This is a genomic window from Serratia montpellierensis, from assembly GCF_020858655.1.
In the GTDB taxonomy this organism is placed as follows: Bacteria; Pseudomonadota; Gammaproteobacteria; order Enterobacterales; family Enterobacteriaceae; genus Serratia; species Serratia montpellierensis.
The window spans coordinates 668,898-684,680 of sequence record NZ_VOSN01000013.1 but is presented as its reverse complement, the minus strand read 5'-3'; the positions used below and the strand labels follow the sequence as shown (position 1 = coordinate 684,680).

The 15,783-nt window shown below is 58.5% G+C and carries 15 protein-coding genes; 1 reads left to right on the top strand and 14 read right to left on the bottom strand.

Features of this window, described 5'->3' with window-relative positions:
• Position 1 precedes the first annotated feature (1 nt).
• The 11 genes from tssK to FUU19_RS15025 form a co-directional block, all read right to left on the bottom strand.
• Entirely contained in the window at positions 2-1,348 is a 1,347-nt protein-coding gene (gene tssK / locus FUU19_RS15075) for a type VI secretion system baseplate subunit TssK (RefSeq protein ID WP_033638522.1), read from the bottom strand.
• 40 nt (positions 1,349-1,388) lie between these two features.
• The gene (gene tssJ / locus FUU19_RS15070) at positions 1,389-1,919 is read right to left on the bottom strand and encodes a type VI secretion system lipoprotein TssJ (protein ID WP_049206024.1); all 531 of its coding nucleotides are present in this window, start codon (positions 1,917-1,919) and stop codon (positions 1,389-1,391) included.
• Between the two features lie 29 nt (positions 1,920-1,948).
• Entirely contained in the window at positions 1,949-2,449 is a 501-nt protein-coding gene (gene tagV, locus FUU19_RS15065; protein ID WP_063990282.1) for a type VI secretion system accessory protein TagV, read from the bottom strand.
• Between the two features lie 47 nt (positions 2,450-2,496).
• Positions 2,497-2,889: a DUF4150 domain-containing protein gene (locus tag FUU19_RS15060; RefSeq protein ID WP_004934933.1), complete on the bottom strand. Its 393-nt coding sequence runs from the start codon at positions 2,887-2,889 to the stop codon at positions 2,497-2,499.
• A gap of 16 nt (positions 2,890-2,905) precedes the next feature.
• Positions 2,906-3,541, bottom strand: coding sequence for a DUF3540 domain-containing protein (locus FUU19_RS15055; RefSeq protein WP_202669680.1), 636 nt, complete (start codon positions 3,539-3,541; stop codon positions 2,906-2,908).
• Positions 3,542-3,571: 30 nt separating this feature from the next.
• Positions 3,572-4,639 carry a pentapeptide repeat-containing protein gene (locus tag FUU19_RS15050; RefSeq protein WP_230490829.1) on the bottom strand — a complete coding sequence of 356 codons (1,068 nt, stop codon included), beginning with the start codon at positions 4,637-4,639 and terminating at the stop codon, positions 3,572-3,574.
• Positions 4,636-7,188 carry a DUF2169 family type VI secretion system accessory protein gene (locus FUU19_RS15045; protein WP_230490830.1) on the bottom strand — a complete coding sequence of 851 codons (2,553 nt, stop codon included), beginning with the start codon at positions 7,186-7,188 and terminating at the stop codon, positions 4,636-4,638. The genes FUU19_RS15050 and FUU19_RS15045 overlap by 4 nt, the downstream gene beginning before the upstream one ends.
• A 173-nt stretch (positions 7,189-7,361) precedes the next feature.
• Positions 7,362-7,862: a hypothetical protein gene (locus tag FUU19_RS15040; RefSeq protein WP_230490831.1), complete on the bottom strand. Its 501-nt coding sequence runs from the start codon at positions 7,860-7,862 to the stop codon at positions 7,362-7,364.
• Between the two features lie 102 nt (positions 7,863-7,964).
• Positions 7,965-8,354, bottom strand: a complete 390-nt coding sequence (locus FUU19_RS15035) for a DUF3592 domain-containing protein (RefSeq protein ID WP_141959533.1) — start codon at positions 8,352-8,354, stop codon at positions 7,965-7,967.
• Between the two features lie 10 nt (positions 8,355-8,364).
• The gene (locus FUU19_RS15030; protein WP_230490832.1) at positions 8,365-10,704 is read right to left on the bottom strand and encodes a type VI secretion system Vgr family protein; all 2,340 of its coding nucleotides are present in this window, start codon (positions 10,702-10,704) and stop codon (positions 8,365-8,367) included.
• A 503-nt stretch (positions 10,705-11,207) separates the two neighbouring features.
• Entirely contained in the window at positions 11,208-12,140 is a 933-nt protein-coding gene (locus tag FUU19_RS15025; RefSeq protein WP_230490833.1) for a LysR family transcriptional regulator, read from the bottom strand.
• A gap of 97 nt (positions 12,141-12,237) precedes the next feature.
• Between FUU19_RS15025 and pcp the strand changes: the two genes are divergently transcribed.
• Positions 12,238-12,885: a pyroglutamyl-peptidase I gene (pcp, locus tag FUU19_RS15020; RefSeq protein ID WP_202669675.1), complete on the top strand. Its 648-nt coding sequence runs from the start codon at positions 12,238-12,240 to the stop codon at positions 12,883-12,885.
• Positions 12,886-12,934: 49 nt separating this feature from the next.
• On the opposite strand, the gene FUU19_RS15015 is transcribed toward pcp, so the two are convergent.
• The 3 genes from FUU19_RS15015 to ydgT form a co-directional block, all read right to left on the bottom strand.
• Positions 12,935-13,966, bottom strand: a complete 1,032-nt coding sequence (locus FUU19_RS15015) for an NADP-dependent oxidoreductase (RefSeq protein ID WP_141968142.1) — start codon at positions 13,964-13,966, stop codon at positions 12,935-12,937.
• A gap of 85 nt (positions 13,967-14,051) precedes the next feature.
• Positions 14,052-14,471, bottom strand: a complete 420-nt coding sequence (gene uspC, locus FUU19_RS15010) for a universal stress protein UspC (RefSeq protein ID WP_141968144.1) — start codon at positions 14,469-14,471, stop codon at positions 14,052-14,054.
• A 196-nt stretch (positions 14,472-14,667) separates the two neighbouring features.
• Positions 14,668-14,883 (bottom strand): transcription modulator YdgT, encoded by a 216-nt coding sequence (ydgT, locus tag FUU19_RS15005; protein ID WP_004934895.1) that lies wholly within the window; start codon positions 14,881-14,883, stop codon positions 14,668-14,670.
• Positions 14,884-15,783 lie beyond the last annotated feature (900 nt).

Here is a 15,783-nt window from a genome sequence, read left to right as displayed (position 1 = left end):
GTTACCGGTCCGTATGGCTGCGAATCGCCCAAAATTCCATGTCCAGCCCCGGGAATTCGCCGGCCAGGTGCAGGGCGAAGGCGCTGGATTTTTCCATCTGTTTCCACAGGTCGCCGCCTTTTTCCAGCTCGAAGTAGGTGTAGCCGGCGTGATAGGGGATCTGGCGCGGCGCAGCGGGCATGGTGCGCAGACCGATGCCCGGCAGCTGCAGCTGCACCAGATCGCGGATGCGCGTGACCGGGGCGATCTTCATCTGCGCCGGGAAATGGGTCAGCAACACCTCGGCGGCCACGTCGGCGCGCACCGCCAGCACGAAGCCGAAATCGCGCATCATTTTGGCGTCCTGCACGGTGGCGACATTCAGCCCGTGGGAGCGTTCGACCAGCGTCAGCTGAATGGCGTTGTCTTCCAGCACCACCGACAGCCCCTGACGCAGCAACAGCATCAGCTTGCCGAAGCACAACGCCAGATTGTCGTGGTCATACACCGGCAGGCGGCCTTCCGGGGTGCGCTGCGCCGAGAAGCTGGCGAGCTCGGTGGCGAACTGCAGCCAATCGGCGAACAGGCGCTCCGGGTGCAGATGGTCGAGGTGGTAGGCGTGGCTCACCTGGCCAAGATGGCGATTGATCAGCTGCAGCAGCATGAAATCGACCATTTCGGAACTGCCGCCGCGGCCCGGCTGCAGCAGGCGCTGGCTCATCTGCTGGCTGCGCTGTTGCAGCAGGCCCTGCAGATCGTTGATGAAGGTCTTCAGTACCGGGTTGCCCTGGCAGTTCAGCATCGGCGGGATCTGCGCGGTATCGAGGCGCAGGCTGTTGTCGCCGCGTTTTTCCAGCACGCGGGTCACGCCGAGCGCGGTCCATTCGGCGTTGAGTTCGCTCTCCAGCATCAGCCGCAGGCGCAGGCGGCCGAACTGCAGCGCCGCGCTGCCCACCGAGACGGCGTTGAGATCGTCGACTTCGTTCTCGTAAGCCAGATAGCGCGCCAGCGCCTCCGGGCTTTCCTGAAAGATCACGTCTTCACGCCCCGCGCGGTAGGTCGGCAGGGCCAGCACCACGTTTTCACCGGTCTTGTTTTCGGCGATGGTCAGCGGCGCGGGTGCCTGCTGGGCGCCGGCGAAGCGAAACGGCGTGCCGTCCGGCATGATGCCGCTGGCGGCGTTGAGCGCAATCTTGCCCTGGCGCAGCAGCGTTTGGTCCAGATCCAGGGTCAGGAACCCCCAGAAACAGCCGCTGTGGGCCTGGCCCCAGTTGCGCATATAGCCTTCGAGATAGTTTTCCGCCTGCTGGAAATGGTGAGGGCGCAAAAACATTCCCTCAGTCCAGACAACCTTATGAGCATCTTTCATCATCACACCTATAGTTACTTCGCTTCAGCGCAGCGGTAGGTCAGTCGACCTTTTTTACGGGGCGCAGGCCACTCACGCCCGCGACGATATGCGCTTCCAGCTCATCCGGCGAGAATTGCCATACCTTGTAGAAATTGGTTTCGGTGGGTTCCGGCAGCGGCAGTGAAATGCGCCAGGTCTTGCCGTCCAGATTTTGATATTCGGCGATCACGCCGATGTAACGTGCGTCCAATGCGCTTTGCCCGCCGAGCTTCTTACCGGTCTGGCCCGGCGTCAGGAAGAACTGATCGCTGTCCAGCAGGCTGTTGCCGAGCACGCTTTTGGCGTCGTTTTGCAGACTGAAGAAGTCGGCATCCATGAATTCCGCATCCGAACGCAGCAGCAACACGCGAATTTTGATCGGCGCCGGTTGCGCGCCGGCGGCGGCGTTGACCTGGCGATCGGCATCGAACACCAGGCTGTAACGCGACGGCACGCTTTTGGCGGAAGACATGCAGCCGCCGAGCGCCAGCGCGCCCAGCAGTAGAAACAGCATCCCGCACCAGCGGGAAGCGATAGGGGTCGTCATCATGGGAATCTCGTCGCCCGCAGGCGTGCTGACTACTGGAGGATCCAGGTGGCTGAGCCGGCGTTTTTACACGCCTTGCTGTCGCCGCCGACTTTGACGCAGTCCTGTTTGGCGGCGCGTGCGCGGCGCGGCAGATCTTTGCGCAGCGTCGATTTGTAGCGCGCTTCCGGCACGCCGGCGTTGGCCTGGATATATCCCATCAGGTCGCCCCCGCGGATGGCGGAGATCGCCAGCCAGTTGTTCTCCACTTCGCCCAGCGCGTAGAACGCGGCGGCGTTGTCCAGGCTGCCGACGGCGGTGCCGGTATAATTCGGGCTGCTCATGATGCTGGCGGCATACAGGCTGCGGTATTCTTCACCGATCGGCTTGAACTGCTTCGGCGCGCTTACCGCGGCGCGGTGCTGCAGCGTGACGCCGTTGACCTCACTGCTGACGAGGGCGTCGTTATTGAGCGCCGGCGGCGGCGGCGGCGGGGTGGAACAACCGGCAAGCGTCAGGGCGGTCAGCAGCGTCAGGGTAATCCGTGTTTTCACAATGTCCTCTTTTCTTGATTGAATGGCTGTGTAATAAGGCGCCGTCATCAGGGCGCAAGCAGCAACACTTTTAATTGGCTCGGCACGATGCGCATGCCGAGCGCGTTGGTGGAATTCTGCAGGCTGAGGCTGGTCAGCCGGGTGGCCGGGGTGCCTTTGAGCAATACGGTAAAGGCGCCGGTCAGGTGGCGGGACGGCCCCATCACCGTCCCGGAAGCGACGCCGGTGGCCACGCCGGGGTTGTCGCCGTTGGTCAGCGGCGTCACCGTCGCCATGTTGTGCGCCGGGGTGCCGACGAACAGAATGTTGAACGCGTTCGGGATGGCGGTCGGCGCCAGGGCGATATCCGGGTAGGGCACGGGCACCGGCGCCGGGCTTGGCGTCAGACAGACGTCGGGAAACGCCAGGTCCACGCCGATCATTTGGCTGTTGGCAAACATAAAAGGCCTCCGCAGGTTATCCGACGTGGATTTGTTCCGAATCCAGCTTGGTGATGTCTTTTGAGGTAATGAGCGTGTTGCGGGCATGAATGCGGGCGTAATCTTCCGCCTGATAATCCAGTTGCCCGGCGCGCACGTGCTCGGTTTGGCGCACTTTGCGGAACAGCGAATGGCTGATCTGGCTGACCGAATGCCACAGCGACTCGCAGCGTTTGCCGACCAAACGGCTGACGCTGACGAAGGCCGACAGCTCCTCGCCGCTGTATTTCATCTTGTCGACGTGGCAGTCGCCGCTGTTGGCCTGCAGCGTCATGGCATCGCCGCGCAGTTGCAATGCCTGCGCACTGTGCAGCGACAGCGAGCCGTTCGGCGTTTCAATCTGCAGATCGCCTGCGACGCAGAGCCGTGTCGCGCTTTGCGGTTCCGCACGTTCGAGGACGGCGATCGCCCACAGCTGGTGGCCGCAGCCGGCGACCAGCACGCTATCGCCGAGAGCCGGCGTCAGCAGACAGCTCGCCGCCCGGCGGCAATGCCAGCCGCGGCCTTCGCACTCCACTACCAGGCTGCCGTCCGGCAACAGGTTGACGACCTGGCCGGCGGCCTGCTGGGGCGGTGCGATGTTGACGGCGCGAGTTGTGTTGGCAACGCTCATGGTGATCCCCTCGTGAAGTGGTCAATGCATTCAGATTCGGCTCTGGCGCTGTGCGCTCCAGGTTTCGGCGGCGTACAGCTCTTCGTCGCGTTCGAGGATCCCGCTGCGATCGCCCCAGCGCGTTTGCTGCTGGTGGGCGCGGTGCATGCGGGTGCGCATAAAACGCGCGCGCCGGAAATCGGCGGCGCCGATGTCGGCATAACAGAAATCGGCGTAGGTCAGGTCGCTGTCGCTGAAATCACAACGCGCCGCGCGACTGTGCTGGAATACGCTTTGATACAGGCGCGCCTGGCTGAAGTTGGCGGCATCCAGCGTCGCTTCGCTGAAGATAGCCTGATCGAACTGCCCGCCGCGGCACTGTGCCTGAGTCAGATTGGCCTCCAGCCACAGCGACTGCTGCGCCTGTACGCTGGTCAGGTTGGCGCGCCGCAGCGAAGCGCCCTTGAAATTGCTCTGGCGCAGCGTCGCCTGGCTGAAGTCGACGTCGTCCAATTGGTTATCGGTAAACTGGCAGGCGATCAGGCGCTGCCCGGCGTAACTTTTGCCGCGATGGTCACATTCGAAAAACGTGACACGGTCGAAATCCGCACATTCAAACCGTGTTTCACACAGGTTTAATCGAAAGAACGTGACAAGTGAGAGTCGCGTATGGCTCAAATCAGCGGCGTCGAGCGGGCTTTCGTAAAAGGTGGTGCGATCGTGCTGAGTAGCGGAAAAATTCGCGCCGGCCAATTGGCATGACATCCAGTGGCTTTGGTTGAGCGAGAGCCGGCTGAACTCGCTCTGTTCAAGCCGGCAGTCGTTGAACATCGTCAGTTCGATATGGCTCTCGCTGAAACGGCTGGCTGACATGGCGCACTGATTGAAGGCCGTTTGCTTCAGGTTCGCCCGTGCAAATTGTGCGTGTTCGAGCCGGCAATCGCTGAAGACGCTGTCGCGCAGATCGCAATCGGAGAAGTTCACGCCGTTCAGGTTCAACTCGTTGAACATGCCGCCGGCCAAATCCATACCGGCGAATGACAGACCGTGCAAATCCTCACCGGCAATCAGCTCGCCGCGTTTCACGCGCTGGCGTATCTGCTCAGGTTTTGAGGTCATACTTCCTTCCCGTTGTGGCGAGGCAATGTTTTCACCCTGGCGGTATAGGCACCGTCGAGCCGGGTCGCCTGATCCACTTGCGACTGCGACAAGTCGGCCCGGAACAGATTGGTGCCCTGCAGGTCGGCGCCTGACAGGACGCATTTTTGCAGGATCGCCGTGATGAAATTGGCGTCGCGCAGGTTGGCCAGGGATAGATCGCTGCGAATGAACAAGCTGCCGCTGCCGTTGGCCTGGCGAAAATCGGCCTCGTTCAGCCGGGTTTCTGACAGGTCGCAGTTGTCGAGGCGCGCACGGCTGAAATTCGCCCGCTGCAGCGGCATCTGGCGCAAATTGCACTGCTTTAGCGTCGCGTCGCTGAAATCCGCCTGCGGCAACAGCGTCTTTGCCGCAAAGGCGCAGGCGGTGAGGCGTGCGGCGCGGAAGCTGAGGTTTTGCGTCTCGGTATCAACCCAGGCGCAACTTTCCAGCCGCGCCTGACTGAAGTTCACCGCCAGCAGCCGGCATTTGACGAAGCTGACTTTGTCGAGCCGGGCGTGGCTGAATGTCAGCTGCTCCAGCTGCAGTTCCATCAACGTAATGTTGGCCAGCGTGGCGCGGTTGAAGTCACACTGCCCGAGCAAGGTTTCGTATCCCAGCAAATCGCGTAATGACGCCATCGTGAAATCGCAGCGTTGAAACAACGTTTGCTGAATGTTGGTTTCGTGCAGCTGCGCGCCGCCGAAATCCGTCGCTTCGCATTTCGCCAGGGCCAAAGAGGCGTGGCTCAGATTGGCCTGTTGCAAGACGGCGCCGCTGAGATCGGCGCGTGCCAACATCGCCTCGCGAAGATCGCTGCCCACCAGTTGGGTTTGGCGCAGATTGGCGTTTTCCAGCAAAGCGCCGCGCAGGTTAGCCTGGCAGAGATCCATGCCGGACAGATCGGCGCCCGTGAGATCAAGGCCGCTGAGATCTTTATCGCGCAGCATGGCGGCGGTGACGCGTTGGCGAATGATCTGTGCCAGATCGCCGCTTAAACGCAACGCCGGGCTTTGCGCCTGTGCCGACATTAAATACATTTTGTGCAGCGCGCGCTCGCTTTCCCCCAGCTGCTTGTTGCTAAACGCGTCGGGATGCTGGCGCGCCTCCTGGAACAGCAGATCGCGCTGCTGCTGGTAGCTTTCTGCACCGGAGGGCGGCACGTGATCCCCTCCGGGGTTAAGCGGGTCGATACCCTCGGCTTGTGCCAGCTTGAGCATGTCCTGATACTGCGTCTCGGCCTGGCTTTCCAAACGCTCGACGAATTCGGCGAGTTGGTCCAGTTTCGGCGGCGCGTCTTGCGACGGCAGCGGGAACAGTTCATCGATATCCTGGCCTTCACGCCGCAGGCGCTGGCGGTGCGCTTCGCGTTGCTGGTGCTCGTAGGCGGCGATATTTTCCGCCATCGGGCTTTGCAGCGTCGGCGTTTCCGTATCCAGCCAGGCACCGATGCAGGTTTCCGGCAACAACTCCTGTTCACGGAAAGCGTGCAGGGCACCCCGCTCTTTATCCAGCCGCTGGGCCAACACCTGCCGATAATGCGCGGTGGAGCGGGGCTCGCCTTCGATTTCCAGGGCCGGCATCAGCTGCATCACGTCGGCGGCATCGTCTTCATTGATGCGCGCGCTGCCCTGATAAATCAGCAGCATCTGTTCCCGATGAGGGAAGAACCAGACGGTGGTGTGGCGCATGGCGATCTCTTCGAAATGCGCTTCGCCGCCGCGCAGCCGGTTGATGAAGCAGCGTGTGCGCCACGGCGGTAAATGCCCTTGCTGCATTGGCTCCGACGGGTGCATGTTCCATATCCGGTAGGCGGCCTGGGGCGGCAGGCTGTCGCGTTGGGGAAACTGCTGATCGTCGTCCGCCATGTTGAACAGGCGCCAGTCGATGTCGTTGGCGAAGCCGGGAAAGCCGTTTTTCAACCAGTCGGCGTCGTAGTTTTTACCGATGCGGGAGAAGCGGCGCGGCCAGGTGATATCCAACGCGTCAAAGCTTGCCGGTTGCGCGCTTTGCCGAGGGGACGTAAGGCGCCCCTGCAGCGGTTCGACATTGGGTAGGCGATGGATACGGCCTTGCGGAAATGTTTCTGGAGTGGCGCCGATGCCGTGCGGATTATCGGCGAACTGGGTGCCGCCGTAAGCCCGGCGCCAGTCCAGACGCATTTCTGCAAAAGGAAGGGGAGTGGAGGGACGATCGTTGATCCAATGGCGATCGCCGAAAACCACCAGCGTTTTCTCCAGCGAATCCAGCTGGATCTTCACGGCGCAGGCGGTTTTGTCTTGTTGATGGTGGGTGTAGGCGTTGCCGGTGGCGAGAAACTCCGCACAGGCTTTCGGGATGGCCAGATCGAGCACGCCGCCGCTCAACGTGAGTTCTTCGGCAGCCAGCTGCCACAGCTCCGGTTCGGGGCGCAGGCGCGGGGAAGCCCCCATATCGGCCAAGGCCAAAACGGAAACACCCAGATGATTTTGCCCTTGCCAAGAAAAGGGGCGATGAAGCGCGCTGAGGCGCAGAGGTTTTACGACTTTCATTGTGTGTGTAAAGCTTCCTGTGGATATCAGCCGGCAGCCAGGCTGCTTGCTCAAAAACAATCCGTTTTTCGGTTTAATAGATATCAGGCTATGTCACAACAGATGAAGAAAACGATGCGGCGCTCAGCGCCGATCGTTAATGCGAGGGGAGAGCCCCGCTTCGAAATGGATGGTCAAGAGGACAGCGCGCTGTCCTTCCCGTTGATTCCGCGAACCAGCAGCATGGCGGCCACGGACAACGCGGCGGCGATCGTCTTGGCGATAAATTGGCCGGCGCTCTCCAGGTGGTAGGGCGCAAAAAAGCCGATGCCGGCGGTGCCCAGAATCAACAGCACGGCGAGCGCTGCAAAACAGCCAAGCTCTATCGCCAGCGCCAGTCTGCCGGGTGCCGCCGCACCCAGGTAACCCATCAAAAAACCGGGCAGGATCAGGAATCCGATCAGTTCTGCGGGGGCATTCACCGCAGACATCACTTGTTGGTTGTATTTCAGGATCGCCAGCATCAGCGCGACAAAAATCAGCAGCCGCACCGGTAACGCCGCTGCCCGACTGGCCGACAAAAAGATTTTGCCGATCGCGGCGAGCAAGACGCAGCCAACCAGGATGCCAAAGAAGGTAAACAGGATTTGTCCCCCGAGGCTGTCCTGCGTCGAAAAGGCAATAAACGCGCCCATCGTGACACTTCCTTATGCAAGGTGATTTAGCGAACTGATGGACGATAAGTCGCTTTCAGCACGTAGAAACCGGATCGCGCGGATTGAAAGGTTTATTTTTGCTCAAAGCCGAGAAAGCTCTTCGATCACCGCTTTTTTGGGGTTCTTCGGGTCGTACTTTATCGCGGTGAAATGACCCGGCTGATATCGCGGCAGATCCACGACGCTGATCGGACCTTTCGCCACCGCCGTATGGTTTTTTCCGTCTTGGGCGATGTACTTGATTTCGACTTCGCAGACCGGCCGGTTCCCGTCCCACAGATTGGTCTGGCGAATGCTGACGATTTGTCCGGAGGCGGAAATGCCGTTTTCCATCACGCTGAGAGAAGAACCGATATGTTTGAAATAGCCCCAGATATCGACCGTGATGAATTTGAAAAATCCCACCAGGCTGAGAATAGGAGCCAATAAAATCAACCCGATAACGGTGAAAACATTTTTGGCCTTCGACATGGGAGTCCCTTTATAAAAAGATCGCCAGCGCCTTGGTGCTCAGTCGTAAGGCGCCGTTGGTGACCAGCGCGCCAAGCTGAGTGAACGTCATGGGATCATTACTGAGCTTGAAATTGGTTTTGCTGATCGACATCGGGTTATGCGAGATATCCAGCATCGTGTGTTTAAGGCTGGTCGCCGTCAACGAAAGATTGGAGCCGTAGAAGGCAAAATTGGCCCCGGTCGCCACCCATTTCCAGCCGTGGCAGTTATCTTTCCAGCTCGGCGTTTGCACCGAGACGCCGTCCGCGCTGGTGATATCGATGGTTTTCGCCTTGATGGTCAGCGTGCCGGTTATCGTCGTGTTCTGGTTGTTATTGTAGGTTTCGGTGACATCCCCGGTCACGGTAGCGGTCTGGCCGCCCGCTTCAATCGTCAGGACTTGCCCGCCGGCAGTAATGGTGGTGTGCTGGCCGCCGGCGGTGATGTTGACGGTCTGCCCCTGCTTGATGGTGCTGGTCTGTTGCCCTTCGGTAATGTCGAGGGTCTGGTTGCCTTTCACCGTCACATGTTGAGTCTGCGTGATGTTTTGCGTCTGCGCGCCGTCAAGCTTGAAGGACTGATTGCCGGTGATGTCGATTTTATCGCCGCCGTCGATGATCGTCAGGTCGCGGCCGCCTTTGATGTTCACCGTCTGATGCGCGTTCAGGTTGGCGGTTTCGAGCCCATTGACGGTGGTGGTGCGTTTCGCTTTGTACAGGAACGTGGCGTCGCCGGTGACGGTGTCTTCCTGCTGGCGGCCGATGGTGGTGGTGCGGTTGCCGTCAATATTGACGTTCTTGTCGTTTTCCACCGTCATGTTCATGTTACGTTCGGCGTGCATGTCGAAAGATTCGTTGCCGGGCGCGTCTTCCAGGAACAGGAAGCTGGCGTTGTCGGCACCGCCGCCTTTGCTGCGGCTCATAAAGCCCATTTTGGTGGCGTCACCCGGCAAATCCCACGGTGGCATGCTGTCTTCGTTATAAACGCGACCGGTGATGATTGGGCGATCCGGATCGCCGTTGATAAAGTCGACCACCACTTCCTCACCTACGCGCGGGATCTGGATCCCGCCGTATTTCCAGCCGGCCCAGGCGCTGGAAACGCGCACCCAGCAGGAGCTGGTTTCATTGCCGCTGCCGTGGCGATCCCAACGGAACTTGAGCTTCACCCGGCCATATTTATCGGTCCAGATGCTTTCGCCTTCCGGGCCAACCACTTCGGCGGTTTGCGGGCCATGGGTTTTCGGCCAGGGCGTGGTGCGCGCCGGGCGCCAATTGATGCCCGCCGGGACGACCTGAAATTCGGTACGCTGCTCGCTAACGTCGTTATCGTTGCTGGCGTAGCTGTTTTCCTGCATGAAGTAATGCGCGCTGACGACCAGGTAGGGCTGGTTGTCTTCCGTACGCGGCGCCTGGGTCAGTTGGAAACGGTAGCCGGGGGCAATGCCCTGAGAACTGCCTTCGCCGCTCATCTGCTCATGCTGCGCTTCGAACTCCTGCTGGCGAACCTTGACGTAAAACTGGCCGTGGGCGTGATCGGTGTATCGCCCGGGCCAGTCGAACACCTCGGCTTTGTCCTGCGCGAACGAGGCGGGATTCTGCCGGGCCTCCAGCAACCGCGCGCGCGGTTTGCGAAAATCGTAGTCATCCAGGCTATACAGGCTGGGCGTGATGGCGTCCGAGACGCTCCAGCTGTTGATGCTGTCTTTATTTTCCACCAGGCCGCCTTCCGCGAGCTGATAGGGAATGCTGGCGTAGCCGGCGAGTTCCTGATGCGCCGCCGGTGCGTCAGCCAGCACCAGTGTATGACCGTCTTGCTGGTGCGTGAAATAGTAATAGATGCCTTCGTGTTCCATCAGGCGGCTGATGAAGTCGAAATCGCTCTCCTGATACTGCACGCAGTATCCCCAGATGCGGTAGTCGTAACTCAGGCGGTTATCGATTTTCACCTGATACTGCCCCAGCACCTGAGTCAGGATGTCGGGAACGGTCTTTTCCTGGTAGATGCGGAAGTCGCGGTTTTGCGTCAGATACCACAGCGTGGGGCGCAGCACGGCGCGGTAGATATAGTAACGGTTGCCGCCGGCTTCTCGTCCAGAGAGGGTCATGCGCGTGATATTGCCGTTGAGATAACGCGGCGCCAACGGATTGCCCCGCAGCTCCAGCGTGATTTTTTGTCCCAGCAGTGCTTTCAGATCGAGCCGATTGTCGGGGCTGAGCAGCTCGACGTCGAACTCGAACAGCCCGGCCAGTTTTTCCTCGCCGGAAAGGCTTCGGAACAGCAGCTGATGGGCGGGCAAAGGCGTGTGCGCAATGATAAGGCGATCCATACTATCCCCCGGTTTAGGCATAGCTACCGCACGAGAATTGACGCGCGATCCCGATGGCGTATCTGTCACGAATTGAGACAGGAACTGACGAAAGATTTAACAAAGTTTACACAAAGGCACGATTTGTGCAGTCTACAATAGAGATCTGCATTTGCAAAATTGCCTTGTGGATCAATGCTCAATTCGTTAACTCGCTCACGATCTTGTTTTTTATTATCTAAAACATATAGATATGAGTAGATCATTTTTTATCTCAAATTATTGGGTAATTGGTAATACCAAGAAATAAATATGTAACACTTAAGCCAACGTGTTTATAAAACAACTCTTTTTTTTCGTAAAAAAAGTCACTGATTCTTTTTTATCCTTACCATTCGTCAGTTAAAGATGATCAAATATATAAATTTAACGAATGTTAATTCGGATGATTCCTATTTGGTGGGCGCGAAAAGGCCCCTCAGCGGGCCTTGGGTCGTGGGTTTGAGTGGTTAATAATGCAGCAGTTACTGCGGGCGGGAAGTGAACGCGATTTGGCCTATCAAGTCGCAAAGCCAGATTAAGGCTGGGTCGGATTGTGCCTGCCGACCGGCGATCAGCTCGATGGGAAAAGGTGCAATGCCCAACTCGTCAGGCAATGGGAGAAGGCGTACGCGTTGCGGATCGGCAAAACGCCGGGCCACGCTGGCGGCTAAGGTGGCGATCAGATCGCTGTCGGCGATCACGGCCGGCAGGGCGACAATATGTGAAAAGGTCACGGCGACGCGCCGATGGCCGCCGATTTCCGCCAGGCGTCGGTCGACTAATCCTCTGGCAGAACCGTCGTCAGCCGGTGCATACAGCCCATGCGGCAGGCTCAGGTAGCGCGCCAGATCCCAGCGGCCATCCGCCAGTTGCGGGTGTGAACGGCTGGCAATACACACCAGATGCTCTTCAAACAACGTGCGCACATAGTGGCTTTCCGTACCGGAAAGATGTCCCCCCAGTGCGATGTCCACCTCGCCACTTTCCAACTGCCGGTAAATATTGCGGCGATCCAGGCGTGAAACGCGAATATCGATGCCGGGTGCTGCCTGACGCAACCGACTGATGATGGCGGGCAGCAGCAATATATCGGCATAGTCGCCGGCCGCCAGCGTAAAGCGCCGTTGCCCGGCGGTGGCGGGATCGAAACGGGCAGGGGGCGCCAACGCCAGATGGATCTGTTCAAGCACCCGCCGTATCTGCGGCATAAGCTGATGGGCGCGCGGCGTGGGCGCCATGCCGCCGCCGCTGCGAACAAACAGCGGATCGTTCAGCAGCGTGCGCAGCCGCGCCAAGGCATTGCTGACGGAGGGCTGGGCGCGGTTAAGACGCCGGCCTGCGGCGGTCACGTTGCGTGTCTGATACAACGCCTCGAACACCACCAGCAAGTTGAGATCGACGTTGGCTAAATTCATTTTATGAATACTCTATATACAGATAATCCATTTCCAGAATCATACTGCGTTCTCTAGGCTGGTAGCACACGAATTTAGCCTTCAGTCAGGGGAAATGATGAACAAAGTGTTGATTACCGGCATTGAGCCGTTCGATGGTGACGCGGTGAACCCTTCCTGGCAGGTTGCGCAGGCATTGGCCGGTGAGCATATCGCCGGCGCGGAGATCGCGGTGCTCGAGTTGCCCTGCGTATTGGGCGTGGCCAATTCACAGCTGGTCGCGGCCATTGATGCATTGCAGCCGGTGGCGGTGATATGTCTGGGGCTGGCCGGCGGCCGGGCTGAGATATCGCTGGAACGGGTGGCCATTAATCTGATCGATGCCCGCATTCCCGACAATGCCGGTAAGCAGCCGATCGACGTGCCGGTGGTTGCCGGCGGGCCGGTGGGGTATTTCAGCACGTTGCCGGTTAAGGCCGCGGTGCAGCAGCTGCGCCGACAGGGGATCCCGGCGGCGGTCTCTTATACGGCAGGTACCTATAACTGCAACCATATTTTTTACGGTCTGCGTCACTATCTGGAAACGCATCATTCGCGGGTCAGGGGCGGGTTCGTGCATATCCCGTACAGCCATGAACTGGCGGCGGCGCATCCGGGCAAGCCGAGTATGGCGCTGGCCACGATGGTAGAGGCGGTGCGCACTATCGTGCAGGTGACGCTCACGGTAGAGGAAGATGTGCGATTCGGCGACGGAGCGGTACATTGAAAGACAGGGCGTGGCATGCCACGCCCTGATGCACATTATTCGTCAATCGTCATTCGTCGGCGACGCGGATCACCAGCTTGCCGAAGTTCTTGCCCTGCAGCAGGCCGATAAATGCCTGCGGCGCCTGCTCCAGCCCATCGACGATATCCTCGCGGAACTTGATTTTCCCCTGCTCGACCCAGCTGCTCATCTGTTGCAGGAACTCATCAAAGCGTGAGCCGTAGTCGTCGAAGATGATAAAGCCTTGCATACGGATGCGTTTACGCAGGATCAGCCCCTCCAGCAGCGGTAAACGGTCCGGCCCGGCGGGTAATCCGGTGGCGTTGTAATGGGCGATGATGCCGCAGACCGGAATGCGCGCCTTGGCGTTCAGCAGCGGCAACACGGCGTCGAATACGGCACCGCCGACGTTCTCATAATAGATGTCGATGCCCTGTGGACAGGCGGCGGCCAGTTGCTCGGCAAAGTCGGGGGCGCGGTGATCGATGCAGGCGTCGAAACCCAATTCTTCCACTACATAGCGGCATTTTTCCGCCCCGCCGGCAACGCCGACGACGCGGCAGCCTTTCAACTTCCCGATTTGGCCGACCACTGAACCGACTGCCCCGCTGGCGGCGGCCACCACCAGCGTTTCACCCGCCTGCGGTTGGCCGATATCGAGCAATCCCATGTAAGCGGTAAACCCCGGCATGCCCAGCACGCCCAGCAGGCGGGAAGGTCGCGGCAGGTGCGGGCCGAGGTTGCGCAGACCGCTGCCGTCGGACAGGGCATAATCCTGCCAGCCGTCATAACCCAACACCCAATCGCCGACGTTGAAGTCGGGATGCTGTGAGACCGCGACGCGCGATACCGTGCCGCCCACCATCACCTGACCGATCTCGACCGGCGGCGCATAGGAAGGGGCATCGCTCATGCGCCCGCGCATATAAGGATCCAGCGACAGATAAACGGTACGCAGCAACAGCTGTCCCGCGCCGGGCTGTGGCACGGGGGCGGTGTCGAGACGGAAGTTCGCCGCCGTCGGTTCGCCGTGGGGGCGCGAGGCCAGCAGGAAGCGGCGGTTCTGTTGAGAAGGGGACATCGAAAGCTCCTTTGCATTGCGACAAACAAGGTTCGTTAAGCCTAGTTCAGGGGCGGCAAGGCAACGTTACCGAATGTGCTTAGCCTTAGAGCGGGACGATCAGCACGTCAATATGGCTGATATTGATGAAGCGGGCGGCGGAGCAGGAGACTTTGTTCATCATGCCGTCGCGGTGATTGCCGCAGAGCAGCAGGTCGAACGGCCTGCTGCGGCTGGCGTATTCCAGGCTGTCACCCAGTTCGCCGTGCACGATCAGCATATCGGCAATCGGGTAACCGGCGCGTTGACGCAGCTCTTCCATAAACAGCCGGGTTTCCTCCTCCATCAGCGCGCGTAAATCGCCCAACATCGGCCCAGCGAAATTGTTGTACATTTCCGGGTTGGCGAGGGTGCTTAACAGGGTGATGTTACCGGCATAGGGGCGGACGATAGAGACGGCCTTTTCCACCAGGCGGTGGCTGTCAGGCGCGACGGCGACGGTGACCAGAACGTTTTGATACCCCATATCCCACTCCTTGTTGTATCCGTCGTGTTTCAGGCTGCCGCGTCGGTGGCCTTAGAGAAAATGCTGCGCTCGGATAAGGGTAGAACCTGGTGGGCGTAATAAATGTGTTTCGCATCACGCGCGGCAATAAAAGCTGAGCTTGCCCGGTTATATAGCAATAAAAGATAAAACCGTTGCCGCACGTAATTTCGCTGAATTAAAGCACCTGCGCCCACAGCGTTTTCGGCACTTTGCCCAGATCGAACAATTTACCGGCAACCAGCTCGGCGCGACGGTGGTCGGCAGCGCGGTACATGTTGCTCATTTCTGTATCATTTTCAATGGAATAGTTCAGTTTGTCGTACACCTTTTCCAGGCTGTCCAAAGAGGAGCATTTACGGAATGTCAGCAAATATTCGAGCGTATCGGTCATGATTAAAATATAGCCTGTTAATAGTTAGAGCCGGGTGAATAACACATCACCGGCTCACGGCGATGCCGCCAAGGCAGTGATGTACGACCTGACAAAAATCATTTCAAGTAGATAAATTGCACTGGGTAATAATGAGGCGTCGCCAGCGGCGGCGCTTCGATAAATCATAATATGCCCGTGCGCCATCAGCAATCTCATCCTGCTGATAAATGAAGAAATAGGGAAAGTCTCAGAGCGAGGCTGCTCGGGATGAGGGCAGAAGCACCGCTGCTCCTGCTACGCGCAAGTTCGCGCTGCCGCTTTTGCGGCGTTTTTTTCACCTGCCGAGAGGTACAACGGCCTTACGCGGTGTTTTTCATTGCCGCTTGCGTTGAGGTTACGTCTCTCTGTCACTGAAGATTGAGGAGAGTAAAACAAAACTGCGTTTTATTTTATCGCCATGAAAGGATGGAAACGGGGGCGGGTTAATAATCTATTCACCTGCGGAATAATTATGACGGCGACAGAAAAGAAATAAAAAAGCATTAAAGTTTTAGGGTGTGCTGCCGATATGCCGTTTTAGGGGTGATTTAACGTAAAAAGACCATTCTTTCGCCGTGCTGATACGGAAACATATCGTTACGTCTGTTTGCTTGTTCACTACGCCAGCGAATCATTGATAAGCCTTAATCACCTGATGTTGAAAATTAGAACAGCCTTCAGTAGAGGGTTTAAGTCAAATCCGATAGCTAATAACCTTATAGTTTATGATAGTTATTTTTCAGCTTGGATATTTTTTAGCGTCTCAACTGGTTATTTATACTGAGATTGTTGCCTATATGCAGATTTTTGTTCTGTTATTTTGGTTTGGTGATGGTTTTGTTCGAATTGATCTAAAAAAGATAATTTTTTGGCTGATAA